Origin of the sequence: Frankia sp. R43 (genome assembly GCF_001306465.1) — a bacterium.
GTDB lineage: Bacteria > Actinomycetota > Actinomycetes > Frankiales > Frankiaceae > Parafrankia > Parafrankia irregularis.
In genome coordinates this window covers 259,598-285,338 of the sequence record NZ_LFCW01000010.1, presented here as the reverse complement: position 1 = coordinate 285,338, position 25,741 = coordinate 259,598, and the positions used below count along the sequence as shown (strand labels likewise).

At 72.0% G+C, this 25,741-nt stretch carries 20 protein-coding genes; 12 read left to right on the top strand and 8 right to left on the bottom strand.

The annotated features are described in order from the left end of the window. Positions 1–6 precede the first annotated feature (6 nt). The 4 genes from ACG83_RS35195 to rfbD form a co-directional block, all read right to left on the bottom strand. Positions 7–879: an NAD(P)-dependent oxidoreductase gene (locus ACG83_RS35195; protein ID WP_054570557.1), complete on the bottom strand. Its 873-nt coding sequence runs from the start codon at positions 877–879 to the stop codon at positions 7–9. Beyond that, complete coding sequence (locus ACG83_RS35190) at positions 876–2,648, bottom strand: hypothetical protein (RefSeq protein WP_054570556.1); 1,773 nt, start codon at positions 2,646–2,648, stop codon at positions 876–878. The genes ACG83_RS35195 and ACG83_RS35190 overlap by 4 nt, the downstream gene beginning before the upstream one ends. Before the next feature lie 85 nt (positions 2,649–2,733). Next, positions 2,734–4,422 carry a methionine--tRNA ligase gene (metG, locus tag ACG83_RS35185; protein ID WP_054570555.1) on the bottom strand — a complete coding sequence of 563 codons (1,689 nt, stop codon included), beginning with the start codon at positions 4,420–4,422 and terminating at the stop codon, positions 2,734–2,736. A 50-nt stretch (positions 4,423–4,472) separates the two neighbouring features. After that, positions 4,473–5,372: a dTDP-4-dehydrorhamnose reductase gene (gene rfbD / locus ACG83_RS35180; RefSeq protein WP_076827439.1), complete on the bottom strand. Its 900-nt coding sequence runs from the start codon at positions 5,370–5,372 to the stop codon at positions 4,473–4,475. Positions 5,373–5,495: 123 nt separating this feature from the next. Here rfbD and ACG83_RS35175 point away from each other — a divergent pair, with 123 nt between their 5' ends. After that, entirely contained in the window at positions 5,496–7,451 is a 1,956-nt protein-coding gene (locus ACG83_RS35175; RefSeq protein ID WP_054570554.1) for a glycosyltransferase family 39 protein, read from the top strand. A 62-nt stretch (positions 7,452–7,513) separates the two neighbouring features. Here the strand turns inward: ACG83_RS35175 and ACG83_RS35170 are convergent, their stop codons facing one another. Then, positions 7,514–7,867 carry a metalloregulator ArsR/SmtB family transcription factor gene (locus tag ACG83_RS35170; protein WP_054570553.1) on the bottom strand — a complete coding sequence of 118 codons (354 nt, stop codon included), beginning with the start codon at positions 7,865–7,867 and terminating at the stop codon, positions 7,514–7,516. 155 nt (positions 7,868–8,022) lie between these two features. Here ACG83_RS35170 and ACG83_RS35165 point away from each other — a divergent pair, with 155 nt between their 5' ends. From ACG83_RS35165 to ACG83_RS35155, 3 genes are all read left to right on the top strand, one after another. Continuing rightward, a complete protein-coding gene (locus tag ACG83_RS35165) occupies positions 8,023–9,990 on the top strand; it encodes a heavy metal translocating P-type ATPase (RefSeq protein WP_063793303.1) in 1,968 nt (655 codons plus the stop codon). Between the two features lie 136 nt (positions 9,991–10,126). Further along, complete coding sequence (locus ACG83_RS35160) at positions 10,127–11,707, top strand: LCP family protein (RefSeq protein WP_054570552.1); 1,581 nt, start codon at positions 10,127–10,129, stop codon at positions 11,705–11,707. 265 nt (positions 11,708–11,972) lie between these two features. Next, entirely contained in the window at positions 11,973–12,953 is a 981-nt protein-coding gene (locus tag ACG83_RS35155; RefSeq protein WP_054570551.1) for a TIGR03089 family protein, read from the top strand. Positions 12,954–13,008: 55 nt separating this feature from the next. Here ACG83_RS35155 and ACG83_RS35150 read toward each other — a convergent pair whose 3' ends face one another. Then, positions 13,009–13,581 carry a carbonic anhydrase gene (locus ACG83_RS35150; RefSeq protein ID WP_054570550.1) on the bottom strand — a complete coding sequence of 191 codons (573 nt, stop codon included), beginning with the start codon at positions 13,579–13,581 and terminating at the stop codon, positions 13,009–13,011. Positions 13,582–14,211: 630 nt separating this feature from the next. On the opposite strand from ACG83_RS35150, the gene ACG83_RS35145 reads away from it, so the two are divergent. The 5 genes from ACG83_RS35145 to ACG83_RS35125 all read left to right on the top strand — a co-directional run bounded on the left by ACG83_RS35145 (position 14,212) and on the right by ACG83_RS35125 (position 19,966). Continuing rightward, complete coding sequence (locus tag ACG83_RS35145; protein WP_054570549.1) at positions 14,212–14,697, top strand: GtrA family protein; 486 nt, start codon at positions 14,212–14,214, stop codon at positions 14,695–14,697. Between the two features lie 158 nt (positions 14,698–14,855). Then, a complete protein-coding gene (locus ACG83_RS35140) occupies positions 14,856–15,545 on the top strand; it encodes a TetR/AcrR family transcriptional regulator (RefSeq protein ID WP_255354808.1) in 690 nt (229 codons plus the stop codon). 415 nt (positions 15,546–15,960) lie between these two features. Next, complete coding sequence (locus ACG83_RS35135) at positions 15,961–17,226, top strand: hypothetical protein (RefSeq protein WP_054570547.1); 1,266 nt, start codon at positions 15,961–15,963, stop codon at positions 17,224–17,226. Between the two features lie 349 nt (positions 17,227–17,575). Beyond that, positions 17,576–19,279: a hypothetical protein gene (locus tag ACG83_RS35130; protein ID WP_054570546.1), complete on the top strand. Its 1,704-nt coding sequence runs from the start codon at positions 17,576–17,578 to the stop codon at positions 19,277–19,279. Between the two features lie 12 nt (positions 19,280–19,291). After that, a complete protein-coding gene (locus tag ACG83_RS35125) occupies positions 19,292–19,966 on the top strand; it encodes a hypothetical protein (RefSeq protein ID WP_083473840.1) in 675 nt (224 codons plus the stop codon). A 37-nt stretch (positions 19,967–20,003) separates the two neighbouring features. On the opposite strand, the gene ACG83_RS35120 is transcribed toward ACG83_RS35125, so the two are convergent. Both ACG83_RS35120 and ACG83_RS35115 read right to left on the bottom strand, forming a co-directional pair. After that, positions 20,004–20,513, bottom strand: a complete 510-nt coding sequence (locus ACG83_RS35120) for a PH domain-containing protein (RefSeq protein ID WP_054570545.1) — start codon at positions 20,511–20,513, stop codon at positions 20,004–20,006. 135 nt (positions 20,514–20,648) lie between these two features. Continuing rightward, complete coding sequence (locus ACG83_RS35115) at positions 20,649–21,575, bottom strand: biotin--[acetyl-CoA-carboxylase] ligase (protein ID WP_235498377.1); 927 nt, start codon at positions 21,573–21,575, stop codon at positions 20,649–20,651. Positions 21,576–21,757: 182 nt separating this feature from the next. Between ACG83_RS35115 and ACG83_RS35110 the strand changes: the two genes are divergently transcribed. The 3 genes from ACG83_RS35110 to ACG83_RS35100 all read left to right on the top strand — a co-directional run bounded on the left by ACG83_RS35110 (position 21,758) and on the right by ACG83_RS35100 (position 25,599). After that, positions 21,758–23,353, top strand: a complete 1,596-nt coding sequence (locus ACG83_RS35110; protein ID WP_054570544.1) for an acyl-CoA carboxylase subunit beta — start codon at positions 21,758–21,760, stop codon at positions 23,351–23,353. A gap of 100 nt (positions 23,354–23,453) precedes the next feature. Continuing rightward, positions 23,454–23,705: an acyl-CoA carboxylase epsilon subunit gene (locus ACG83_RS35105; RefSeq protein ID WP_054570543.1), complete on the top strand. Its 252-nt coding sequence runs from the start codon at positions 23,454–23,456 to the stop codon at positions 23,703–23,705. 130 nt (positions 23,706–23,835) lie between these two features. Beyond that, on the top strand, positions 23,836–25,599 hold the full coding sequence (locus tag ACG83_RS35100) for a biotin carboxylase N-terminal domain-containing protein (RefSeq protein WP_054570542.1): 1,764 nt from the start codon (positions 23,836–23,838) through the stop codon (positions 25,597–25,599). Positions 25,600–25,741 lie beyond the last annotated feature (142 nt).

The following is a 25,741-nucleotide window of genomic DNA, read 5'->3' as shown; positions in this document are numbered from 1 at the left end:
CCGTGCTCAGGCCGAGCCGGAGACGTCCGAGCCGAAGACGTCCGCCGCGGCGATCGCGGAGAAGTCGTCGTCGGCGTGACCGGCCTGCTCGGCGGCCGCGGTGAGCGCCAGGGTCGCCTCGGCGACCGGCAGTGGCCCCGCGACCGACGCAGTGGCCAGCCGGACGTCCTTCGCCAGGCCTGCGACCGTGAACGCGGCCTGGGAGTAGTCGTCCGAATCCAGCATCGGCCGTTTGTAGTTGACCAGGGTGCCGAGCGGCCCGGCGGCGAGCTCGGCGAGCACCAGGCCGCGGTCGAGGCCGAGGTCGGTGCCGTAGCGAAGCACCTCGGCGACGGCGGCCATCCCCTCGGCGAGAGCGAGGTTGACGACGGTTTTCAGCTCGCTGGCGGTTCCGATGGACCCCACATGGTCGATACGCTCCGGATCGCCGAAGGTCCCCAGGATGCTCCTGGCCGCGGCGAGATCCGCGTCGGCGGCGCCGACCAGAATCCGCAGGGTGCCGGCCTCGGCCGGGCCGACCGTGCCGACCACCGGGGCGTCCAGGTAGCGCAGCCCGGCGCCCGCGGCCGTGCGGCCCAGCTCGCGTGCCGCCGCCGGGCCCACCGTCGTGCAGTTGATCAGAAGGGCGCCCGGCTCGGCGGCTGGCACGACCGCGGTGAGCACCTCCGCGACGGATTCCGGGTCGAACAGCATCAGCACGCAGGCCTCGGCACCGCGGACGGCGTCAGCGGGGTCCGCGGCCTCGATGGCGCCGGCCGAGGTCAGTTCCTCGGCACGCCCCGGGGTGCGGTTCCAGACGACCAGCTCGTGGCCGGCGACCAGCACGTGGCGGGCCATCCGGCGCCCCATCCGGCCGAGGCCGAGAAACGCGATCCTCACAAGATCCCCCCATGAAAGCGGTCCGCGGGCCGGGCACGCAGCACCCGCACGAGCGCGACGGCTCCCAGCACGGCGCCCGCGGCGAGCAGGCCGATGACCGACCCCAGATAGCGGTAGTCGAACGCGGACGTCAAAGAACTCAGCAGCAAGGTGGACATACCCGCTCCCGCCGCCAGCCAGAACAGCCGGCCCGGCCCCGCCACACCACGAATCCGCCCGGCCACCCCCGCGAGCACACCGGCGAGCAGGCCCAGGCCGACCAGTGGCATCACGGCGTAGGACAGCCCGGAGTAGAACGAGAGCACCGCGGCGGGGCCGTCACGCAGGTCCTTGACGGCGAAGTAGCCGTCGGTGGCGTGCGGCTGCCCGTCGGGCAGCCGGTTTCTGGTGGTGTCGGGCAGCTCCCAGGTGTCTGCACGGCTGGTGAGTTCGGTCTCGTACTGGACGGGCCAGAAGTAGCCGCCCAGGTAGCGGGCCGTGGTAGTGATCATCATCCAGGGCTGGGCCCGGACCACGTGCTGGGCGAACTCGCCGGCGAGCGCCTCCCGTCCCGGTGGGACGAGGTCGTTGCCCTGCCGCAGCAGTGAGTCGTCAGGCCACAGATAGGTCACCGGTGAGCCCCGCTGCGCGAGTGGCCGCGGGTCGCAGAGGGACCTTAGATCGGCGTCGTCGGGCAGCCGGTCGCAGTCGGCGAACGGCGCGACCCGCCCGTAGAGGAAGAAGCCCGAGTGGGCGCTGACCGTGAAGCCACTGCCCTGGCTCGCGCTCCAGGCCGAGTACGCGACGACCGGAGCGGCCGCGGCCAGCACGAACGCCGCCACGGGCGCGACGACACGGACAGCCCTGACCACGCCGGAAGCGCCGGAAGCGCCGGAAGCGCCGGCGGTGCCGGAAGCGCCGGTAGCGCCGGCGGTGCCGGTAGCGCTGGTGGCGCCGGCGCGGTGGTGGCCGATGACCAGGATGATCGTGCCGGCAACGCCCAGGGCGATCGGGCCATAGCCGACCGTGCGGACCGTGACGCCCGCTCCCAGCAACAGGCCGGCGAGGGCGAACCGCCAGCCAGCCGGGCGGCCAGGCCAGGCCAGGGCCAGGGCCCCGCCGAGCACCAGCGTGCCGAACAGGCTGTCAGCCAGGACGAACTGGCCGAGGTCGAGCACCCAGGGCGCCAGCAGCGCCGGGGCCGCGACCAGGGCGGCGGGCCAGCCACCGCGGCCTCGGGCCGCCGCGGCAGGACCGAACCGCTCGAACAGCCGCCGTGCGGTGGCGTACAGGGCCACGCCGACCAGCAGTGTCAGCGTGTGCTGGACGATCACCAGCCTGGTCAGGTGGTCGGGCGCGCCGAGGACCCGCAGGAACATCGGGTAGCCCGACGGCCGCCAGTCCCCCGCCCAGAGCCTTCTCGTGGCCTGGTCCAGGTAGGCGGGGGAATCCCCGTAGTAGAGCAGCGCCGGCCGGTAGGTCCAGACGACCGCCGCCCTGGCCGCGACAGCCAGCACCAGCACGACCAGGAAAGCCGCGTGGCGCTCCCACAGCTGCGCCGGGAGGCGGCCCCGCAGAAGGCGCGGAAGGCGTGGAAGGCTGGCACGCCCGTCCTGCGGACGGCCCGGCCGCGCGGCCGGGATCTGATCGGCAGGCGGATCCGCGGGGGCTGGGCGATCAAGAAGATCGGAGTGCGGCTGGCTCGACTGAGCGGGTACCTCTCCTGCCGCCGCCCCGTCCCGGGTCGGCGGTGTGCCTACCGGGGACGGCGGGCCCGATGCGCTCGCCATTTGGGAGTCAGTGTCCCAGCCCGCACGCGGCGGCCGCGCGCCACCCCCGGCCGGTTGCCCGGGGTGGCGCAGGGCCGTCACGCCATCAGGCGCCGGTGGGTGCGGCGACGTCCAGGGCGTCCGCGTCCAGCTTGGTGAACAGGCCACCGGACCAGACCAGCTCCCGCCCGGCGGCGACCGGCTGCCGTGCCCACACCCCGAGGTCGATGCCCAGCACCTCGGCGACCCGCGCGGAGCTGAACGGCAGGAACGGTGCCAGCGCCGTCGTGATGCCGGAGATCGCCTGGACGGCGACCGCGAGGCTGTGCGCCGCGGTGGCCTTGTCGACCTTGACGGTCTTCCACGGCTCCTCGCGGTAGAGGTAGGCGTTCACCTCGGCGGAGATCTCCATCGCCGCGCGCAGTGCGGCCCGCAGCTCGACCCGCTCCAGCAGCTCACCCACCCGGACGAGGCCGGCGTCGACGGAGGCGAGCAGCTCGGCGTGCACCCCGTCGAGATCGCCGGTCTCGGGCAGCGCCCCGCCGAAGAACTTGTTGATCTGCGCCATCACCCGGTTGACGAGGTTGCCCCAGTTGGCGATCAGCTCGTCGTTGACGCGGCGGACGATGTCCGCGTCCGAGATCTCGGTGTCGTTCTGCTCGGGGAGCACCGAGGCGAGCGCGAAGCGCAGCGCATCCGGCTGGAGCAGGTCGAGGTACTCGCGCACACCCCGACCGATCCCCGCCGACTTCGACGCCTTGGCACCGCCGAAGGTCACGTACTGGTTCGCCGGGACGTCGGTAGGCAGGTCCAGCCCGCCGTGGCCGAGCAGCATCGCCGGCCAGATGACGGTGTGGAAGGGGATGTTGTCCTTGCCGACGAAGTAGTAGGCCGCCGCCTCCGGGTCCTCCCACCAGGCCCGCCAGGCCTCGGGGTCACCGGTGCCCGCCGCCCACTCCTTGCTCGCCGACAGGTAGCCGATGACGGCCTCGAACCAGACATAGAGCCGCTTGCCCGGCCCGAGCTCGTCGGTGGGCAGCGGGACGCCCCAGTCCAGGTCACGGGTGATCGCACGGTCGTGCAGACCGTCCTTGACGAACTGCACCGACCAGTTCAGCACGTGCCGGCGCCAGCCCTGACGGGCCTGCAGCCAGTCGAGCAGTTGGTCGGAAAGCCCGGACAGGCGCAGGAAGAAGTGCGTCGTCTGGCGCATCTCGGGGACCGCGCCGGTGACCTTGCTGCGCGGGTCGACCAGCAGCTCCGGGTCGAGCGTGCGGCCGCAGTTCTCGCACTGGTCGCCCCGCGCCTGCGGGTACGAGCAGTGCGGGCAGGTGCCGACGACATACCGGTCGGGCAGGAAGCGGCCCGCGTCCGGGTCGAAGAACTGCGAGGTCTCCTTCGGGTAGATGTACCCGGCCTCGCGCAGCCGGGTGAACACGCTCTGGGCGACCACCTCGTGGTTGTGCGTCCGGGTGGTGGTGAAGAGGTCGAAGCTGATCGCCAGATCGGACCAGATCCGCAGGAACTCCGGGTGGTACCGGTCGACGATCGCCTGCGGGGTGACCCCCTCCTCGTCGGCCCGCACGGTGATCGGCGTGCCGTGTGCGTCGGACCCCGAGACCATCAGCACCCGGTTGCCGATCATTCGCTGGTAGCGGGCGAAGATGTCGGCGGGCAGGTAGGCACCGGCGATATGCCCGAGGTGCGGCTGCCCGTTGGCGTAGGGCCACGCGACGGCGACAAGGACCGGACGGCCCGGACGCCGCGCTTCCGTGTCGGGGGTCTGAGTGCTCACAGCATCAAACTACTCGCCGGCCGCGGCGCCGATCTCCGATCAGAGTCGGCTCAGAGCTCGGCGCCGAACTCGGCGAAGGCCGCGGCGAACGCCTCGTCCCAGGGGCGCAGTGGACGCAGCCCGGCGTCCTGCCAGGAACGCTGGGACAGCACCGAGTAGGCCGGGCGCGCCGCCGGGCGCGGGAACTCCGCCGTGGTGATCGGCACCACCTTCGCCGGGTCCTGCCCGAGCGCGCCCACGATGGCGCGGGCGAAGCCGAACCAGGTCGTCTCCCCACCGCCGGTGCAGTGGTAGAGGCCGGGCGTGGGCAGCGCCGTGACCAGGTCGAGCAGGCCGGCAGCCAGATCGGCGGACCAGGTCGGGCTGCCGTGCTGGTCGGCGACGACGGTGAGCTGGTCACGCTCCCGGGCCAGCCGGGCGATCGTCTTGACGAAGTTGCCGCCCGTGCGCCCGTACACCCAGGCGGTGCGCACGACGTAGGACCCCGGGCAGAGCTCCAGCACCGCCTCCTCGCCGGCGAGCTTCGTCCGCCCGTACGCGCACCGGGGCCCCGGCGGGTCGGTCGTCTCGTAGGGCTTCGAGGCCGTGCCGTCGAACACGTAGTCGGTGGAGATGTGCACGAGGACGGCACCGGCCTGGGCGCAGGCCGCGGCCAGGTGCGCCGGCCCGGCGGCGTTCACCGCGTAGGCACCGCCCTCGTCCGACTCGGCGCCGTCGACGTTCGTCCAGGCGGCGGTGTTGATGACGACGAGGCCGCCCTGCACCCGGGCCGGGCGGGCCTGGTCGGCGATGACCGCACGGACCCTGGCAGCGTCGGACAGATCGAGCTCGGACCGGGTGAGGCCGGCCCAGGCAAGCACACGCGGGCTGTCAGCACGGGACTCGGCGTCAAGAAGACGACACAGATCGCTACCGAGCTGTCCACCGGCACCAGTGACGAGGATGCGCACCCCGCGAGTCTCGCAGACCGATTCAAACAGCCGATGACGCGCCGTCAGCTATGTCGCCCGCGCGCGCGACGGGTCCGGCGGCACCGGCGGAGGCACGGGTGCGGGCGACTACCCTGAGCGGTGATGACGCCCGAGACTCCCATGCCGGAAAAGGCCGATACGCAGGAGAACGAACCGCGGCGGGACGAACCGCCGGGGTCCGGGCGGTCGAAGGTCCCGGTCCTGGTGCTGCTCATCACCGCGCTGCATGTGGCACTTCTTGTGACCTACTCGTTCGTCTACACGACCTGGACGGGCTACGACGAGGCACAGCACGTCGACATGGTCTACGGCCTGCAGCACGGGGCCGGCTGGCCCGCCCCGGGCGAGAAGATGATCGCCACCGGCGTCGCCGCGACCTCCGACGACTTCGACCGCGGCCGGTTCCAGGACATGTTCCAGTCCGGCGGCAAGCGCCGCGGCTCACCGTCGTTCGCCGAGATCGCCCCCACCCCGCGCGGCGACCGGCTTTCCTTCGACGAGCTCGGCGGCGCCACGCCGGTCGACGACGGCCGGCTGTCGAACCAGATGATCCAGCACCCGCCGCTGGTCTACGCCATCGGCGCCGGCCTGCTCGACGTCGTGGCGGGCTCCGAGCACTGGGCCTACGACCAGCAGGTGCTCGTCCTGCGGCTGCTGAACATCCTGCTCCTCGCACCTGTGCCGCTGCTGGCCTGGGCCGCGGCGCGCAGGTTCGGGCTGCGCCGCCCGCTGGCGACCGCGGCGGCGGCGCTGCCCCTGGCGGTGCCCGGTTTCACCAGGGTCGGCGCGACCTTCAACAACGACGGCATCCTGATCCTCGCGACCGGCGCGCTCACCGTCGTCCTGGCCGGGGTCGTCCGCGGTGACCTGCGCCGGCGCACCGCGGCCTGGGCCGGCGTGTGGTTCGGCGTGGCCATGCTGTCCAAGGCGTTCGCGTTCGCGCTCCCGTTCACGATCGCCGCCGCCTACCTGGTCGGCTGGCGTCAGGCCCGGCGCGACCAGCATCCGGCCGGTGACGGGCGCCCCTGCGCCGGCCGGGTCCGGCTGCCGGTGCTGCCCGCCGTGATCGCGGTCGGTCTTGGGGTGGCGATCGGGGGCTGGTGGTGGGTCCGCAACTACCTGCTCTACGACGCCCTCCAGCCGAACGGCTGGGCCACCGACCCGCCGCGCCGCGAGCCGCTGCTGCTGCCCGACTCGTTCTTCACCTGGTTGTGGTATTTCGTCCGGACGATGATCAGCCGCTTCTGGGGTGGCCTCGGCATGTTCGAGCCCCCGCAGCTGTCGCCGATCGCGATCGTGGCCGCGACGGTGACCGTGATCGGCCTGTCCGTCACGGCCGTGGTCACGGCGGCCCGGCGCCGCGCGCCCGTGGCCGAGGCCGTGACGGAGGACGCGCCGGCGGCCGCAACGGAAGCCGCTCCGGACGCCGCGGTGGAAGCCAGCCCGAAGGCCGCGACCACGGCCAGCCCGGAGGCGACGGCCACGACCGAGGCCACGACGGAGGCCACGACGGCCGGTGCTGGGCTGGGCTGGATCACGCGGGCGGCCGCTCCGCTCGTGCTGCTCGCGCCTGTGTTCCTCGCATACCTCATGGTCGGGCAGCGGAGCTGGGCCGAGTACGAGCGGTATACCCGGGGCATCGCGGTTCAGGGCCGCTACCTGTACCTCGGTCTGGTGGGGCTCGCGGTCGTCGTGGCCGCGGGGCTCGGGCGGTCGCTCGGCCGGCGGGCCCGGTGGGCGCCGTCGGTTGTCCTGCTCGGCGCCCTGGTGATGCAGGGGCTCGCGCTGCTCGCGGTGTGCAGCTACTACTGGCTGCCACGGGGTGTCCGTTTCGTCCCCACCCGGATTCCGGACGTCGTCTCCGCGATCGCCCGCTGGGCGCCGCTGCCCGTCGGTGTCACGATCGGCGCCTTCGTCCTGACCGGACTGCTGTGGGTCGGAGTTCTCCTTGTGTCCGTCCGAACAGCCCGGCGCGGCCCCGCCGCGACCAGCCGAACGGACGCGGGCGGGGAGACCACCGAGACCAGTCCCCAGCCCGACCAGGTGGCGTTGGCCTGACCGCGCCCTGGCGCGCCGCTCGCCCCGCAGCCGCCGACCCGATCAGGCACAGCCCACGCGCGTCACGTGACGGCGGCGGCGGGTTCCTCGGGGAGCTCCCGGTCGATGTGGTCGGCGTGGAACAGGGCCTGTGCCAGCAGACGGCGGACGTGCTCGTCGGCGGCGGAGTAGTAGACGAAGGTGCCCTCGCGGCGGCCCTTGACCAGACCGGCCAGCCGGAGCTTGGCCAGATGCTGGCTGACCGCGGTCGGCGCGGCCCCGGCGAGCTCGGCGAGGCAGGCGACTGACGACTCGCCCTGCAACAACGCCCACAGCACCCTGATCCGGGTCGGGTCGGCGAGCATCCGGAACGTCTCCGCGGCCAGATGCACCTGCTCCTCGCCCGGCATGTCGAACTCCGGCAGCGACGTGTGCACAGCCCAGCATAACCCGCCATCCATCTAGCTGAGTATCTTCATGCATACGCATATACGCTTGCAGCGTGACAGTTCACGTGGAGAGCACCGCCGCGCCTGTCCCGGACGCGCCTGTCCTCGACGCGCCCCCGCCCGCACGGCGAAGGCGAACCGGCATGCGGTCACTGCCGGAGGTACGTGCGGCGGCGGCCGCGGCCGCGCTGTTCACCCTGGGGCTCATCACGCACCTGGCCCACGGCCCGGAGGAGTTGTGGTGGGCGCTGTACCTGGGCTGCTATGTCGCCGGTGGAGCCGAACCCGGCGTCGCCGGGCTACGAGCGCTGCGGAACAGAGCTTTGGACGTCGACCTGCTGATGGTCGCCGCGGCGATCGGGGCAGCGGCCATCGGACAGGTCCTCGACGGCGCGCTCCTGATCGTGATCTTCGCGATCTCGGGGGCGTTGGAGGCGCTCGCGACCAGACACACCGAGGACTCGGTCCGTGACCTGCTCGATCTCGCCCCCGAACACGGCACCCGGATCAGCGCCGCCGGAGAGGAGATCGTCCCAGCCGCCGCGCTGCGGGTCGGCGACGTGATCCTGGTCCGGCCCGGTGAGCGGATCGGCGGCGACGGCGAGGTCGTCGCCGGCGCCAGCGAGGTCGATCAGGCCAGCATCACCGGCGAGCCACTGCCGGCGGACAGGCGGACCGGGGACCGGGTGTTCGCCGGCACCGTCAACGGCACCGGGGCGCTACACGTGCGCATCACCCATCCCGCCGGCGACACGCTGATCGCCCGCATCGTCACCATGGTCCAGCAGGCCAGCGCGACCAAGGCCCGCACCCAGCTGTTCATCGAAAAGGTCGAACAGCGCTACTCCATCGGCATGGTCACCGCGACGCTCGCCCTGTTCGCCGTCCCATTGATGCTCGGCGCCGACCTGCGTCCCACCCTGCTCCGCGCGATGACCTTCATGATCGTCGCCTCACCCTGCGCCGTGGTCCTCGCGACGATGCCCCCGCTGCTGTCCGCGATCGCCACCGCCGGCCGGCACGGCGTCCTGGTCAAATCCACCGTCGTGCTCGAGCACCTCGCCACCGCGACCCACATCGCCTTCGACAAGACCGGCACCCTCACCGACGGCAGCCCCCGCCTCGCCCACATCCACGCCCTCGGGAGCATCCCGGAGTACGTGGTGCTCGCCTGTGCCGCGGCCGCAGAGAATCCCTCCCAGCACCCGCTCGCCCGCGCCATCGTGACCGCCGCGCGCGACCGGGGCATCACCCCAGACACCGCCGAGGACTTCACCTCCAAGCCGGGACGGGGAGTCCGCGCCCGGGTGAACGGGCAGCTCGTCGAGATCGGCAGCCCCGCCCAGACCCTGCCCACCGCCGATCGGCTCAGCCTCGCGGGGAACCTCGTCGCCGCCACCGAGAACGCCGGCTACACCGCCGTCGTCGTCCGCATCGACGGGACCCCCGCCGCCGTCCTCGCCCTGGCCGACCAGACCCGCCCCGACGCGGCGGACACGATCGCGCGACTGACGGCGCTGACCGGCAACCGACCAGTCCTGCTCACCGGCGACAACCCGCGCGCCGCCACCCGGCTCGCCGCCGATCTCGCCATCAGCGACGTCCGCGCCGGCCTCCTGCCCGAGGACAAGGTCGACGCCGTGCGCGACCTGGAGGCCACCGGCGACCGGGTCGTCGTCGTCGGTGACGGCGTCAACGACGCGCCCGCGCTGGCCGCCGCACATGTCGGCATCGCCATGGGCCGTGCCGGCTCCGACCTCGCGCTCGACACCGCCGACGCCGTGATCACACGCGACGAGCTCGCCACACTGCCCGCGCTGATCGCTCTCGCCCGCCGCGCCCGCCGCCTGGTCATCGCCAACCTCGTGATCGCGGCGACCTTCATCGCCGTCCTCGCGGCCTGGGACCTGCTCGCCACCCTCCCGCTCCCGCTCGGCGTCGCCGGGCACGAAGGCTCGACCATCATCGTCGGGCTCAACGGCCTACGCCTTCTGCGGTCCCGCACCTGGGCCGCGCCTGGACGACACCCACGGTCATTCCTGACGACATCGCGTGTACTCCAACCCCCCGCGGGCATGCAACGTGATGCTACGAGTACGTTGAGTAGCTGAACGCGCCGAGGAGTCGCAGGCCGAAGTCAAGGCCGGTCGCCGAGCGAACAGATCGTGGCCACGTCCGGGCTCGTACTGGCACGGGCTGACATCCAGCAGGCACGGTGAGCTACCGGAAGATGGCGGAGGGGGACGTGTGACCGGTGCTGGACCGCGCGCCTCGACCGGGGGACCTCCCGGTCCCGAGGCACATCATCTCCGCCTCGTGCCGCCGGTGGGCGCTCGCCGCCGACCGATCGCCGCCAGGCTCACCACCGGCCTCTGCGGCGCCCTCTCCTGCCTGATCTTCGCGTTCGTGGTGGGGGGATTCGCGCTCTACGAGCACTTCGACCGCCAGATCAACCGGCTCCGGCTGAGCCTGGAAGGCGAGCGCCCCGCCGACCCGATCGAGGGAACGACCAACTTCCTGCTCGTCGGGTCCGACAGCAGGGCCGGCACCGGAAACGAGTTCCAGCACGACGGCGAGGTCACCGGGCAACGTTCGGACACCACGATCCTCGCCCACCTCGACGTGAACGGGACGACCACGCTGGTCTCCTTCCCACGCGACACCCTCGTCCACATCCCGGGGCACGGCCGGGACAAGCTGACCCAGGCGATCTCGATCGGCGGCCCGTCGCTGCTGATCCGCACCATCGAGCGGCTCACCGACATTCGCGTGGACCACTACGTGTCGGTCGACCTCGCGGGCTTCCGCGACATGACCAACGCGATCGGCGGGGTGACCGTCTGCGTGAAGGCCCTGCCGGACGGTTCACGGAGCAACCTGCACGACAACTGGTCGCAGTGGCGGGGCCGGGTCGGCGAGAACCACCTCGACGGCGACCAGGCACTCGCCTTCGTCCGGCAGCGCCATGGCCTGCCCGACAACGACTTCGACCGCATCCACCGCCAGCAGCAGTTCATCGGGGCGGTGTTCCGCAAGGCCACCAGCGACGGCGTGCTGACGAACCCGGCCCGGCTGGAGAGCCTGATCAGCGCGACGACGAAGTCCCTGACCATCGACGACGGGACGGACATCGACGACATCCGGCTGCTCGCGAAGCGGATGAGCGCGATGAGCTCCGACCAGATCAGGTTCGTCACGATCCCCGTACACGCGCCGACTCCCGCGGAGGGCGGGAACGCCGTCGGCGAGCTGCCCCGGTACGGATCGGTGCAGCTGTACGACCCTGCGCAGCTCAACGCGTTCCTCGCCCCGCTGCGCGGCCGGGCGCCGGCCCCGTCCGCACCGGCGCGGCCCGCCACGGCGGCGCCGAAGGACGTCTCGGTCGACGTCTTCAACGCGGCCAGGATCGGTGGCCTCGCCGGCGCGGCCGGCGCGGACCTGTCGAAACTGGGCTTCCGGGTCGGCTCGCCCCGCGACTGGCCGAACGGCAGGCTCTCGACCAGCGAGGTCAGGTACGGGCCCGGGCAGGAGGCCGCGGCCCGCGCGGTCGCCGCCGTCGTGCCGGGCGCCCGTCTCGTCCGGGATGACGGTCTCGCCAGCCGGGTCTCGCTCGTGCTCGGCACGTCGTTCCAGCAGGTGCGGTCCGGGGCGGCTCCGGCGCCCGGCACCCGCGCGGCCGCCGGGATACCCGCACCCGGGTCATCCGCGTCCGCCACGGGCTCCACTGGCTCCATGGGCTCCCCCACGACGGCCGGCACCGCGACGACCGGCACCAGGACGAGCGCGCCCCTCACCGCGACGCAGCTGACCACCGGTTGTACCTACTGAGACTGCCGGCAGGCTGCCTGCCGGCCGGCGGACCGGTCGGTCCGCCGGAGGGCCCGAGATGGCGACCCCGAAACGGTGCCCGCGCGGTGTTCGCACGGTGTTGGCGCGGCGGACGTTCGGGGTCGGTCCCGGGAGTCGGTAGCGTTACGTTCCACGGTGGATCAGCACCGCCGGCACGCTCCGCCAGCGCCGCCACCCACCACCACCCGCCACCGGCACCACCCACCACCGGCACCGCCGACGACCGGATTGGAGACCGCGACCGTTGGACGTCCGGTTCGTCCCAGCTGCCTCGGTGCTCCGCGCCGTCGCCCTGCCCTCCGAGGCCACGACCGAGGCCGCGACGCAGGCACCCGCCGCGCCCTTCCCCGGGGTGGCCGCCGCGCTCGCCGCCCGGCTGACCCGCGACCCGGGCCGACCAATGGTCACCTTCTACGACGACGCCACCGGTGAGCGGGTGGAGTTCTCCACCGCGACCTTGGACAACTGGGTCGCGAAGACCGCCAACCTGCTGGTGGACACGGTTGGCCTGGCGCCCGCGGACGCCGTCGGCATCGACCTCCCCCCGCACTGGACGAGCTGCGTGATCCTCCTGGCGGCCTGGTCGGCGGGCATGGAGGTCCAGCTCGCCGTGAGCCCGGGAGGGCCGGTCGACGAGCGCGAGGCGAGCGGGCACGGCACGGACCGACACGGGTCGGGTGAACACGGGGCGGGTGAACACGGGGCGGGTGAAGACGGGGCCGGCGCGCCACCGCGGCACCCCGGCGTCATCTTCACCAGCGAGGACCGGCTCGACATCGCGACCGCCCTCGACGTCGACGAGGTCGTCGGGCTTTCGCTACGCCCGCTCGGCGGCCGGCTGCGCGCCGCGGTGCCGGGGGTGCTCGACTACGCGGTGGAGGTCCCCCCGCACGGCGACCGTTTCGGGCCGCCACCGCCGCCCGCGGAGCAGGCGCGGCTACTCGGCCTCGCCGCCGCCGTGGCACGCCGCGACGCGCTGGGCCCGGAGGATCGCATCCTCACCGTCGGGGGGCCCGCCACCGTGGCCGGGCTGCTGGTCGCCACGCTGGTCCCGCTGGTCAGCGGCGCGTCGGTGGTGTTGTGCCGCAACCTGGACGACCTTGACCCGAAGGCGCTGGCGCGCCGGGTCGACAGTGAGCGGATCACCGCTGTCGACTGGTCGGTACCGCAGTCCCGCACCATCGGCCTGCCGTCCCAGGTCCGCAGGCTCCCCGCCCCCTGGTGACCCGCGCTGCCCTGTCCCCGCCCCAGGCTCGCACTCGAAGAGGCGATGGCCTGGGTCAGACGGCCGTGCCCTGCTTCCGGGCAGCGAGTGAGCTCTCGGTGATCTCCTGAAGCTCACCGGAGTCGACGTCATAGACGAAGCCCCGCACCGACGTCGATGCCCGCAGGAACGGTGACGAACGCAGCGTTCGGATGCCCTCCAGGACATCGACGGCGACGTCGGCGAACGCCCGGACCCGCCAGGGCGGACGGACGCCGGTCCGCCTGGCGAGGGAGTCACTGAACCCCTCGTCGCTGATCTGTTCCATACCGCACCGGGTGTGGTGCACGAGAATGATCTCGGTGGTGCCGAGGGCGTGCTGGCTGACCGCCAGCGATCGCTCGACATCCTCGGTCACCACTCCACCGGCGTTGCGCACGATGTGCGCGTCACCCTCGGCCAGGCCGAAGAGCGCCTCGACGTTGAGACGGGCGTCCATGCAGGCCACGACGGCGACGCCGGTCGCCGGCTGACCCGGCAGCGGGGGTCGATCGGGGGCGCCACCACGCAGTGCGGCGAAGTCCGCCGCGCGGGCCAGCAGGGTGCGGGTCGCACCCTGAGCGGGTCCGACATCCTCGGGCACGCTCATGACCGCAGGTCACCTCCGTCGGTACGTCGCTCACGCGGCATACCGAGCCGCGGAGGGATTGCCACTGCCCCAAGCATGCAGGGCCCGGACCCGCGCCGCCACTCACTCTGCCCCGATTGGGGGCGTGTGTGTCGCCCCCGAAAAGGAACTTCGTCACCATTCAGGGCATTTCTCCCCGCGAATGCCCCCACGGAGGCGGCCGCGAAGCCGACACAGATCACGCACGCGGTGCGAGTGACGTATCGATCGGGAGGCGACCGGGAACACTGTGACAGTGAACCGTCACCCAGCGCAGCCCTGGCCGGCTCCTGCCCGCATCCGGGCCCGGGCCGCCGTTCGTCCGGTCGTCTCGGCGTGTCGGCCTCGTCGGCGCACGGGAACGGCGGAATCATGACGCGGGCGTCGCGGGCGGCCCGCCCGGCGCAGCGGGCCTTTCACCCGCAACCGGCGTTCCACAAGCAAGGGACGCCGGTCCGTAAACGGACGCTTCGGGACCGCGACACGACCAGGACCCGCAGGCCCCGGCTCCGGGGGCGGCGATCGAGTCCGGACGAGTCATCTGTACTCTCTCCTGGTGGTCAAAATCGATGTTCGCAAAGTCGATCGGCGCCGCCCGTGGTGAGCCATCGGATGCCACGCTCACGGATTCAGGTGCTCATCCACGAGGTGGGCAAGTTCGGCATCGTCGGGGCGATCTGCTATGCGATCGACTTCGCCGTCTCGAACCTGTGTCACACCCTTCTGGGGATGGGGCCGCTCAGCGCCAAGACCGTATCGACGGTGATCGCGGCGACCTGCGCGTACATCGGTAACCGGCAATGGTCCTTCAGCCATCGCGCGCGCACCGGAGTCCGCCGTGAGTACAGCCTCTTCGTGGTCCTGAACGCGATCGGTCTGGCGATCGCGCTGGCGTGCCTGGGCTTCGCCCGGTACGTCCTGGGCCTCGAAGGAGTGGTCGCGTTCAACCTGTTCGGCAACGTTCTCGGTACCGGGCTGGGCACGATCTTCCGCTTCTGGGCCTACAAGAAATACGTTTTCCTGCATCCCGACCACCCGAAGGTGGCGGCCCCGCCGCTCAAGGACCAGCGGATTCCCGAACCCGCCGGCCAGGCCTGACTGGTCCGCGGAAGTGGCCCGGCCCGAGGCGGATCACCGCCGGGCCGGGCCTCTTCTTGTCCCGCCTCCGCCCCGCCGGGACAGAAAGGGAACAGGTTGGTTCCGGTACCGATCAGTTCTCCTGCCGGCCGGCTGCGCTAGGCTCGCGTCACCAGCCCATGCACAGCGTGCCGAGTTCTCCACCAGAGGTGACCTGGTCACCCCGGTACAACGCACGGCCCGCTCAAGGTCCAGGAGGGTGCGCCGTGACGCGGCCGACACTCGCATCACCCAGGCCCGGCGGACGCCCCCGCGACGAGAGCAGGGACCACACCATCCGCCAGGCGGCCCTCGAGCTGCTGGCGGAACACGGCTACGACGGCGTGACCATGGACCGCGTGGCCACCCGCGCCAAGGCCGGGAAGGCCACCATCTACCGGCGTTGGCCTTCCAAGATCGCGCTTGTGATGGATGCGCTCACCCAGTTCACCGAGCAGACGCTTCAGGTCGCCGAAGCCGACTCGATGCGCAAGGAACTGGTCGCCTTCCTGTCCGCCTTCGCGGACCTGGTCGGCCACGCACAGGGCCGGATCATGGCCGAGGTCGTCTCCGAGATGCCGCGCAACCCCGAGCTGCGCGCCGCGGTGCGCGAACGCATGTGGAATCAGCGCATGACCACCTCGGAAGGCATCGTCAACCGCGGCATCGCCCGCGGCGAGGTCGGTCCGGCCGCCGATCCGAACATTCTCGTCGAGGTCGGCACGGCGATGATTCTGCAGCGGCTGCTCATCACCGGGGATCCGGTCGACGGGGCCTTCGTCGAGCACATCGTGGATGACGTGATCCTGCCCTACGCACGCGGCGTCTGAATCTCACCGTGGCTCGGCGCAAGCCCCGCGGCGGCTCACCCGCGGCGGATCCGGGTACCCCGACTCCGGACGGCAACTGCGGGCAGTGACCGTGTTGAAACGCTGACCGGATGGTCATGTCCGGAAAGCGACCCGGACCAGCTCAATCTCCGCGTTGCTCCTACTCTTGGGCGGGCACCAAAGTCGAACCCGCACCGGCCACCCGTCAATCCACGGCGGACCACTCCCGGACCGGGCACGGCCGGGCGCCCGCAAACGCCCAGCAGCTCGACGCCCGGAACCTGGCCACCCATGCACGCGGCGCCGTCACGCGAGGGCCGTCCAGGTTCCATCGCGCCACCACCGGACCGGTCACACCGGCCGTGGGCGGCGCGACAAAGGCACAGCGCGGTACAGGCACATCAGGAGGGACGTCATGCAGCCACCGAACCCGGGTCAGCACGACCCGGACGCCGAAACCCGGCGGGCCGACAGCGGCGGTCCCGGATTCGGTGGTGGTCCCGGATACGACGACGACGCCGTGACCCAGATCGCCGGCGGCGGTTCGACACCTCCCGGCTCCTATCCGTCCGGTCGCGGCGGCTACCAGCAGCCGGGGGGCGGGGCGGCCGGCGGGCAGCAGCCACCGGCCGGCGCGGGCTACGGCCAGCAGGCGTACCCACCGACCGCCGCCTACCCGCAGACCGGTGGCGGCTACCCGCAGACCGGCGGCTACCAGCAGGGCGGTGGCTACCCGCAGACCGGCGGGTACCAGCAGGGCGGGTACGGCGATCAGAACCAGCAGGGCTACGCCCAGACCGGCGGCTACCAGCAGGGCGGCGGCTACCCGACCGAGGGCTACCAGCAGCCCGGCTACGACCAGGCCGGCTACCAGCAGGGCGGGTACGGCCAGGCGGGCTACCAGGGATACGGCAACCAGCAGGGCGGCGGCTACCAGACCGAGGGCTACCAGCAGCCCGGCTACGACAACTATCCCCCGGGGGGCTACCCGGGCAACCAGGGAAGCCCCGGCGGGCCCAGCCAGAACAACCGCCGCAACATCATCATTGTCGCGGTCGCGGCGGCCGTCGCGCTCGCCATCGCCATTCCGGTCGCCCTGATCGCCACGAAGGACTCCGGTAACGACGATCCGTCCGGGCCCGTGGTCGCGACGTCGCTGTCTCCTTCCGTGACGACGAGCGCCACGCCGAGCTCGTCGCCGTCACCGACGGCGACCAGGACGTCGGCCGCCCCCACCCCGACGGAATCGGCGAGTTCCGGGTCCTTCACCAGCAGGCAGTCAGCACTGGTCGCCCAGCTGGACCCGAGCACGATGACCGACTGCGAGCCGAATTCCGATGGCGAGGACGAGAACATCGACGCCTCGGTGACCTGTACCGCCGCGGACAACGGCCTGCCCGTGGCCGCATACCACTATTCGAGCACAACGGGCCTCACCGACGACATCAACAGCCGTAAGTCACTGGTCACCGACCAGGGCGAGTGCTCGAGCGGCGATCCCGACATCTTCACCTGGAACGTCGGCGACGGCCCGGTCCAGGGAACCGTGATCTGCTTTTACAACCAGAACAACTTCTTCATGTTCTGGAGCTACGACGACGATCTGGTTTCCTTCCTGACGGTGACCGACGGCAACCCGACCGCGCTGCACGAGTGGTGGCGCACCTTCGACCCGATCTAGTCGACGGGTCCACACCGTTCCAGCCCCGTCTCGGCCGGCGGGAATCGACGCGGAACCGTGGGTGGGGGACGTCCGGGCGCAACATCGGACGCCCTCCGCCCACACGGTCGCGGCCGGTTTCCGCACCCGCCGTCGCATCAACAACCCACGATTCACGCCGATACCTGACAGTCGGTGGAGCATGTGCGCCTAGGCTGACTACGCACACCGTCGTCGGCAGATATCCCGTATCCCGGTCACCCCGGGCGGGAAACGCTGTTCGTCCCACATCCGACGTCGCCGGCACACCCGGCGTCACTGTCCGTCCCGGCTTCACCACTTCCGGCCAGATCCCCTCCCAGGAGGAATCGTGCCCAGCCAGAGCCCCGGCGATGGCGCGTCGCCCGCCTTCGAGCCACCTGCCCCGTACGGCCCGCCGCAGCCGGGTGGCCCGCGCTCGGACGGCCAGTGGTCAGACAGCGAGCAGCCGGTTGGCCATGAGCCGGTCCCGATGCCGGACGACGACGTGACGGATGACGACGCGGACGAGGCGGGCAGCACCCAGGTCCTGCGACCTTCCGACCTGGGTGCCGGTGGCTTCCTGCTCCCCGGAACGCACCCGGGTGGGCCCGCCGCGCGAGGCGGCCTCCCGGGGCTGTACGCGCAGCCGACGGCCCCGACGCCCACTCCCCCACCGATCAGCCCGCTGCCGCTACCGCTTCCTCTCCCGCCCGCGCCGCGTTTCGACACGCCCGGGCCGGAGGTGGCGGCTGCGCTGCCCGACGAGGACGCCACCTACCGGTTGGCCCCGCCGGGACCGGCCCCGGCGGCCCACCGGACCGCCCAGCCTCCACAGCCGGTCAGCCCGCCGGACGACACCGATCAGTTCACCGTGACCGGTCCACCAGGACCGGCCGACGGCACCCTCGACACCCCGCCATGGCAGGCCTGGCGAAGCGGCCCCGCGCAGCCGCCCCAACCGCCCCAACCAGCTCAGCCACCTCAGCCGCTCCAGCCTGCCCAGCCGCTCCAGTCGCCGCAGGGACCCCAGCCGCCGCGGCACGGCGGCACGGTGCCGCCGCCGCTGACCGGGCCGCATCCACTGCCCCCGCCACCCGGCGAGTCGTTCACCGTGCGACGTCCGTCGCAGGAAGCCCCCGACCAGGTCACCGGCGGGCCGGCCTGGCCGACGCCGTCGAGGTACCCGGCCACACCCACACCCGCGGGTGGCGGCCTGAACCCGCCGATCCCACCCAGAATCACCACGCCTGGTGGCCCTCTCGGTGGTCTGAGCGGCCTTGACGGCCCGACCGGGTCGGACGGTAGCGGCTGGGGCGGTGGGAACTGGGGCGATGGTGGCTGGAATCGCGGTGGCCCCGCTGGCGACATGCCTGGGCGATCCTCGCAGCTGCCCGGGCCGGGCCTGGGCGCGGGCGACGTGCCCGAGCCGCCGACGCGCCGGGGCCGCACCCTGGCCGTGATCGGCGCGCTGGCCGCGGTCGTCGTGATCGTGGCCACCATCGGCATCGTCGTGACCACGCGGTCCGACGACAGTGCCGAGACGACCCCCGCGGCCACGGCACCTGCGAACGATCTGGCCGCGCCCGCCCCGAACAGCTCCGCCGGTGCCGGCACCGGGCAGAACCCGGCGGCCACGGCCGCAAGCCCCGAGGAGGCCCTGCGCTCGCTGCTCAACCCGGTCACGATGACCAGTTGCGCGGCCCCGGCCAGCAGCGACAGCCCCTACGCCGACGCCACCCTGCAGTGCGTCGGCGCGGAGGGTGTCGAAGTCCTCGCGTACCACTTCCCGGACCCGTCCGCCCTCGACCGCCAGATCGGTGCGCGCGCGACCTACTACACCGACGCCGGCAACTGCGACGAAGGCCAGGAAAGCGTCGAGGAATGGACCTCTCCGCAGGAACCGGGCGGCGGGGCTCGCCTCTGTTACAAGTACGCCGACCGCTTCGTCACGTTCTGGAGCGTCGACCGTTCACTGGTCGCCTTCTCCGCCTCGGATCTGGACCCCGCACGCCTGGTCACGTGGTGGCACAGATTCGATCCCATCCGCCGCTGACGGGAGGCAGCTGTGGCCCGAGTGACGTCGATCCGCATGCTGGTCCCAGCAGTCCTGGCCGTCGCGGCCCTGGCCTGCGCGGGTGTGCTGATCGGGCTGGCCGCCCTCGACAGCGGGTCGTCCGGCCCCGCGGCCGGGCAATCCACGCCGTCGGGTGCCGCACCGAGCCCGGCGGCGTCGCCGGCGGCAACCGGGAGCCCGGGACCTGACGATGGCGCGGCGCTGAGCGAGGCCGAACGCGAACTCGCCGCCAGACTGTCCTCCTTCGAGCTGACCGACTGTGTGTCGGCCACGGCGGAGGCGACCAGCTCGTCGGCTGCCCGCGGCCCGACCAGCAGCGCGGCGACCGGCGTCGTGGCGGCACTGCGCTGCGCTCCCGGCGTCGCCGGGGGCGGCCGACCACCCGCGGAGGTGATCGTGCTCGGCTACGCCGACAGCCCCGCGATGGCCGCCGACGCCGCCCGGCGGTCCACCGCGACCGTGGATGTCGGTTCCTGTGAGGCGGGCCAGACGAGCAGCGAGGCCTACCTGTTGCCGTCGCGGCGGTCGGGAACGTTCGTCTGTGGGGCCGCGGCGGGCCGCTTCACCGCCTACTGGACGATCGACCGCGAGCGGGTCGGCTTCATCGCCGCGACCGACGACCCGACCGGCCTGATCACCTGGTGGCGCACGTTCGACCCGCTCTGACGTCCTTCCCGGGCGGCTCCGTCAGCCGCCCGGGACGTCAGCCGCCGGAACGCCGGCGGAGATCGGCCGCGTCGGCGAGCTCGCGCAGCGTGGCGTACACCCCCTCGACCCGCGGGACGTGGGTGAGGATGATCGGCCCACGCTGGCCGGCGCTCTCGATCGACAGTGTTCCGGCACCCACCAGCCGGTCGGGCAACGACTGGTCCCAGGAGACGTTGCTGAGCCAGACGAGCGGGATGTCGCGGCCGGTGTGGTTCACGACGCCCTCACGGATGATCAGCCGCTCGGTGGTGAACACGAAGTGCGTCGTGATCCAGCGCAGCCAGGGCGCCACACCGAAGTACCCGATGGCGGCCAGCCCCAGTGCCAGGACGAGGTACTGGAGCGCCTCCCTCGCGAAGTTGTCAGGCACGAAGAAGACCCCGAGGGTCATCAGCGCGAGCGCGGTGACGACGGAGAGCACGGGCAGCACCAGGCTGCCCCAGTGCGGATGCAGGTGGAGAACCACCTCTTCGTCGTCGGTCAGAACGTCGTCCGGAAACGCCACCGCCAGATCTTCGCATCCCGGACAGGCCTGTCCCAGCAGTGCTCGCTCAGCACCCAGGCAACTTCGCGCAGCGCCCGGTCAACTTCGCGCGGTCCCCGGTCAACTTCGCGCGGCGCCCCTCCGCACGGCGCCCGGTCAACGCAGATGGATCACGTCGGCGGCGCTGAACGCGCGGCCGTCGACCACGAGCCGGCCGAACTCGTCCACGTCGGTGGCCGTCCCCCGGACGGACGTCCCGTCGGGAAGCTCGACCCGCACGAGGCGGCCCAGGGTCGTGCAGACCTCCCGGTACTCACCGCGGGCCCCGTCGGGCGCCTGCTCCCACCGGGAGATCGCGCCGACCAGGTCGGTGAGGAGCGCGGTGAGGAGCCGCCCACGGTCCAGCAGGGCCGGCTCGACGTCCCGCAGCAGCAGGCTGGTCGAGCGCTCCGGCAGCTCGTCGGCCAGCGCGGTCACGTTCAGCCCGAAGCCGATGACGGCCGCCGGGGGGACCCCTGGGCCGGGTGCGAGCTCCACCAGGATCCCGCCGAGCTTCTCGCCGTCCACCTGCAGGTCGTTCGGCCATTTGAGCACCGCCGGCAGCCGCGCGTACGAGCGCAGGGTCCGCACCAGTGACGTGCCGACGACCAGCGGCAGCCAGCCCAGCCAGCGGGTGGCGACGGCCGGGCGGACGAGCACGGACACCATGAGCCCGGCGCCGACCGCGGACTGCCACGACCGGTCCATGCGCCCCCGCCCGGCGCTCTGCCGCTCCGCGACGAGGACGACCACCGGATCACTGGCCAGCTCACCGGCCAGCTCATCGACCGGGTCGCTGGCCGGGCTGGCTGGGACGCCGCCTGGCGGCATCACCGCGGCTCCTCGGTCCGTCGGCACCGGCAGCCCCGTCGAGCCCCGGACCCCGCGGGCGAGGCGGACGAGCTCCGCGTTCGTCGAGTCGATCTCGTCGACCACGGCCAGGACGACGCCGAGCCGCGCGAGCGGCGGCCCGAGCGCCCCCGCGCCCAGCGGGCGGCGCAGCCCCGCAAGCTCCGGCCGGCGCCTGGGCGCGGAAGCGGTCACAAGCCCATCATCAGGCCCGCGACCTGCGGCGCAGGCTCCGGAGGCGGGATCAAACGGGGGTGTTGGTCGTCCATCTGAGTCGATCGGCACAGCGGGCACGGGACTACCTTCCCAGAGGCCAAGTGAGACGGTCTCCACATCAATCGAGCGCGTGGGCCACCGCCCGCCGTACGCTTCGCTCTATGGCTCTCCCGGCTTCCGCGCACGAACCCACGCCCGAACCGCACAGCACCGCCGGCCGGCTTGCTCGATTGCAGGCCGTGACCGAAGAGGCTGTCCATGCCGGTTCGCAGCGGTCGGTGGACGCGCAGCACGCCAAGGGCAAGATGACGGCGCGGGAGCGGATCGAGGCGTTCCTCGACCCGGGTTCCTTCGTCGAGACGGATGCCTTCGCCCGGCACCGTTCGCACGACTTCGGGCTGGACCGCAACCGCCCGTACGGCGACGGCGTCGTGACCGGCTACGGGACGGTGGACGGCCGCCAGGTCTGTGTGTTCAGCCAGGACTTCACCGTCTTCGGCGGGAGCCTGGGCGAGGTCTTCGGCGAGAAGATCGTCAAGATCATGGACCTCGCGCTGCGGACCGGGGTGCCGGTCGTCGGGATCAACGACTCCGGCGGCGCGCGCATCCAGGAGGGCGTCGTCTCGCTCGGCCTGTACGGCGAGATCTTCTACCGCAACGTGATGGCCTCGGGTGTCGTCCCGCAGCTTTCACTGATCATGGGGCCGTGCGCCGGGGGCGCGGTGTACTCGCCCGCGATCACCGACTTCACCCTGATGGTCGACCAGACCAGCCACATGTTCATCACCGGCCCCGACGTGATCAAAGAGGTCACCGGCGAGGACGTCGGCATGGAGGAGCTGGGCGGAGCGCACACGCACAACTCGCGCAGCGGCGTCGCCCATTTCCAGGCCGCCGACGAGAACGACTGCCTGGAGCTGGCCCGGGCGCTGCTGTCCTACCTGCCCTCGAACAACATGGACGAGGTGCCCGCCTACGCCGAGGTGGCCGATGTCGAGGCGGAGGTGGACACCGAGCTCGACACCTTCATTCCGGACTCGCCGAACACCCCGTACGACATGCACCACGTGATCGAGCGGGTTCTGGACGAGGAGGACTTCCTCGAGGTCCACGCCCAGTTCGCACCGAACATGATTGTCGGCTTCGGTCGGATCGACGGCCGCTCGGTCGGTGTCGTCGCCAACCAGCCGATGCAGTTCGCCGGCACCCTGGACATCGACGCCAGCGAGAAGGCCGCACGCTTCGTGCGTACCTGCGACGCGTTCAACATCCCGGTACTGACGTTCGTGGACGTCCCCGGATTCCTGCCGGGTACCTCGCAGGAATGGAACGGCATTATCCGGCGCGGCGCCAAGCTCATCTACGCCTACGCCGAGGCGACCGTTCCCAAGGTCACCGTCATCACCCGGAAGGCCTACGGCGGCGCGTACGACGTCATGGGTTCCAAGCACCTGCGCGCCGACATCAACCTCGCCTGGCCGACCGCGGAGATCGCGGTCATGGGCGCCCGCGGCGCCGTGAACATCATCTACCGCCGCGAGCTCGCGGGCTCGGATGCGCCCGACGAGCGCCGGGCCGAACTGATCGACGACTACAACGAGCACTTCGCTACGCCGTACATCGCGGCGGAGCGCGGCTACCTCGACGCGGTCATCCAGCCCTCGGTCACGCGGCGCGAGGTCATCCGGGCACTGCGCCTGCTGCGCACCAAGCGCGCGACGCTGCCGCCGAAGAAGCACGGCAACATCCCGCTGTAGCGGCCGGCCGGTCCGCGGGGGCCGGGAGCATGCGCAGCATCGAGGCAGACAGCGCGGGTCCGAAGCGGGACCACGGACGAAGTACCGAGGAGGGCGGCCGGTGGCAGACAGACCCGAAGAGCCCGCGGGCCGGGCGCACCTGCGGCTGGTCCGCGGCGATGCCTCGCCGGAGGAGATCGCGGCGCTCGTGGCCGTGCTGGCCGCGCGGGCCGCGTCGGGCCCGCCGGCGGTTCGGGCCAGATCCACCTGGGCCGACCCGGCGCTGGCCATGCGTGGCAGGCTGACCGCCGGCCCGGGAGCATGGAGCCGGTCGGCCCGCACGGCCGGCCAGCGCTTCCCGGCAGGTAGTTGACAAATCGGTTATGTGAGAACAACCGGCGTGCGGGCCGGCGGTGGGCTAATTTGTTTCACCGCTGCCGGCAAAGAAGGAACACGGTACGGCCCGACTCGCCCAGACTCAGGCCGGACGAGACGGGAGGAATGTGCGTAAGATCCTCATCGCCAACCGGGGCGAAATTGCCGTCCGGGTGGCGCGGGCCTGCCGCGACGCGGGTTATTCCAGCGTCGCCGTGTATGCGGAGCCCGACATTGACGCCATGCATGTTCGGGTCGCCGACGAGGCCTACGCGCTGGGTGGGTCGACCCCCGGTGACTCGTACCTGAGAATCGACAAGATTCTGCAGGCCTGCGCCAGCTCCGGCGCGGACGCGGTGCACCCCGGCTACGGTTTCCTCTCCGAGAACGCGGATTTCGCCGAGGCCGTGATCTCCGCGGGTCTGACCTGGATCGGCCCGCCGCCGGAGGCCATTCGCCGGCTCGGTGACAAGACCGCCGCCAGGCACATCGCGCTCGCCGTCGGCGCCCCGCTCGCCCCGGGCACCGCCGATCCGGTGGCCGGTGTGGACGAGGTCGTCGCCTTTGCGAACGAGCACGGTCTGCCCGTCGCCATCAAGGCGGCGTTCGGCGGTGGTGGCCGCGGCCTCAAGGTCGCGTGGACCGCCGAGGAACTGCCCGAGCTGTTCGAGAGCGCCGTGCGCGAGGCGGTCGCCGCCTTCGGCCGCGGCGAATGCTTCGTCGAGCGCTACCTGGACCAGCCGCGCCATGTCGAGACGCAGGTGCTCGCCGACACCCACGGCAACGTCGTCGTCGTCGGCACCCGCGACTGCTCGCTGCAGCGCCGCTACCAGAAGCTCGTCGAGGAGGCGCCCGCGCCGTTCCTCACCGAGGCCCAGAACACCGAGCTCTACGAGGCGTCCAAGAAGATCGTGCGCGAGGCCGGCTACGTCGGCGCGGGCACCGTGGAGTTCCTCGTTGCCAAGGACGGGATGATCAGCTTCCTGGAGGTCAACACGCGCCTCCAGGTCGAGCACCCGGTGACGGAGGAGACCTCCGGCGTCGACCTGGTCCGCGCCCAGTTCCGCATCGCCGAGGGCGAGGCGCTCAACCCGGTCGACCCCACCCCGCGTGGGCACTCGATCGAGTTCCGCATCAACGGCGAGGACCCCGGCCGCAACTTCCTCCCGGCCCCGGGCACCGTCACCACGTTCACCGCCCCGGCCGGCCCCGGTGTTCGGCTGGACACCGGTGTCGAGAGCGGCAGCGTGATCGGCGGGGCGTTCGACTCCCTGCTCGCCAAGCTCATCATCACCGGCGCGAGCCGCCAGGAGGCCCTGGAGCGGGCCCGCCGCGCTCTCGACGAGATGGTCGTCGAGGGCATGGCCACCGCGCTGCCGTTCCACCGCGCGGTGGTCCGTGACCTGGCGTTCGCTCCGGAGGCCGCGGACGAGCCGTTCCGGGTGCACAACCGCTGGATCGAGACCGAGTTCGACAACACCATCCCGCCCTTCACCGGTGGCACCGATGCGGACACCGCCACCGATCCGCGGGAGACGGTGGTCGTCGAGGTCGGCGGCAAGCGTCTCGAGGTCGTGCTGCCCGCCGGTTTCGGCGCGGGCGGTGGCGGTGGCGCGGCCACGGCGGGTTCCGCGCCGAAGCGCCGGTCCGCCGGCAAGGCTGCCTCCAAGGTCACCGGCGATGCCCTGACGAGCCCGATGCAGGGCACCATCGTCAAGGTCGCGGTCAGCGACGGTGACACCGTCGAGGCCGGCGATCTGATCGTCGTGCTCGAGGCGATGAAGATGGAGCAGCCCATCAACGCCCACCGCGCGGGAACCGTCGGCGGGCTCACGGCAGCGGTCGGGGCTGTCGTGACCAGCGGCGCCGTTCTCTGCGAGATCAAGGACTGATTCGTCCGACGGGCACCTGCGGCGGCGTTTCCTCCACCACGGACGGGAGCGCCGCCGCTGCCGTTGCGGGGCGCCACGCAGGTGCGCGCGGACACGGGCGGGCCTGGCGGCAGGAGGCGTGGGCGGGCCCGGTGGCAGGAGA

What these genes read in the sequence shown, in the direction of transcription:
- ACG83_RS35135 (WP_054570547.1), top strand. Translation starts at nt 15,961, where the DNA reads ATGCAGCCACCGAACCCGGGTCAGCACGACCCGGACGCCGAAACCCGG.
- ACG83_RS35165 (WP_063793303.1), top strand. Translation starts at nt 8,023, where the DNA reads ATGCGGTCACTGCCGGAGGTACGTGCGGCGGCGGCCGCGGCCGCGCTG.
- ACG83_RS35175 (WP_054570554.1), top strand. Translation starts at nt 5,496, where the DNA reads ATGACGCCCGAGACTCCCATGCCGGAAAAGGCCGATACGCAGGAGAAC.
- ACG83_RS35145 (WP_054570549.1), top strand. Translation starts at nt 14,212, where the DNA reads ATGCCACGCTCACGGATTCAGGTGCTCATCCACGAGGTGGGCAAGTTC.
- ACG83_RS35190 (WP_054570556.1), bottom strand. Translation starts at nt 2,648, where the DNA reads ATGGCGAGCGCATCGGGCCCGCCGTCCCCGGTAGGCACACCGCCGACC.
- ACG83_RS35150 (WP_054570550.1), bottom strand. Translation starts at nt 13,581, where the DNA reads ATGAGCGTGCCCGAGGATGTCGGACCCGCTCAGGGTGCGACCCGCACC.
- ACG83_RS35140 (WP_255354808.1), top strand. Translation starts at nt 14,856, where the DNA reads ATGCACAGCGTGCCGAGTTCTCCACCAGAGGTGACCTGGTCACCCCGG.
- ACG83_RS35110 (WP_054570544.1), top strand. Translation starts at nt 21,758, where the DNA reads ATGGCTCTCCCGGCTTCCGCGCACGAACCCACGCCCGAACCGCACAGC.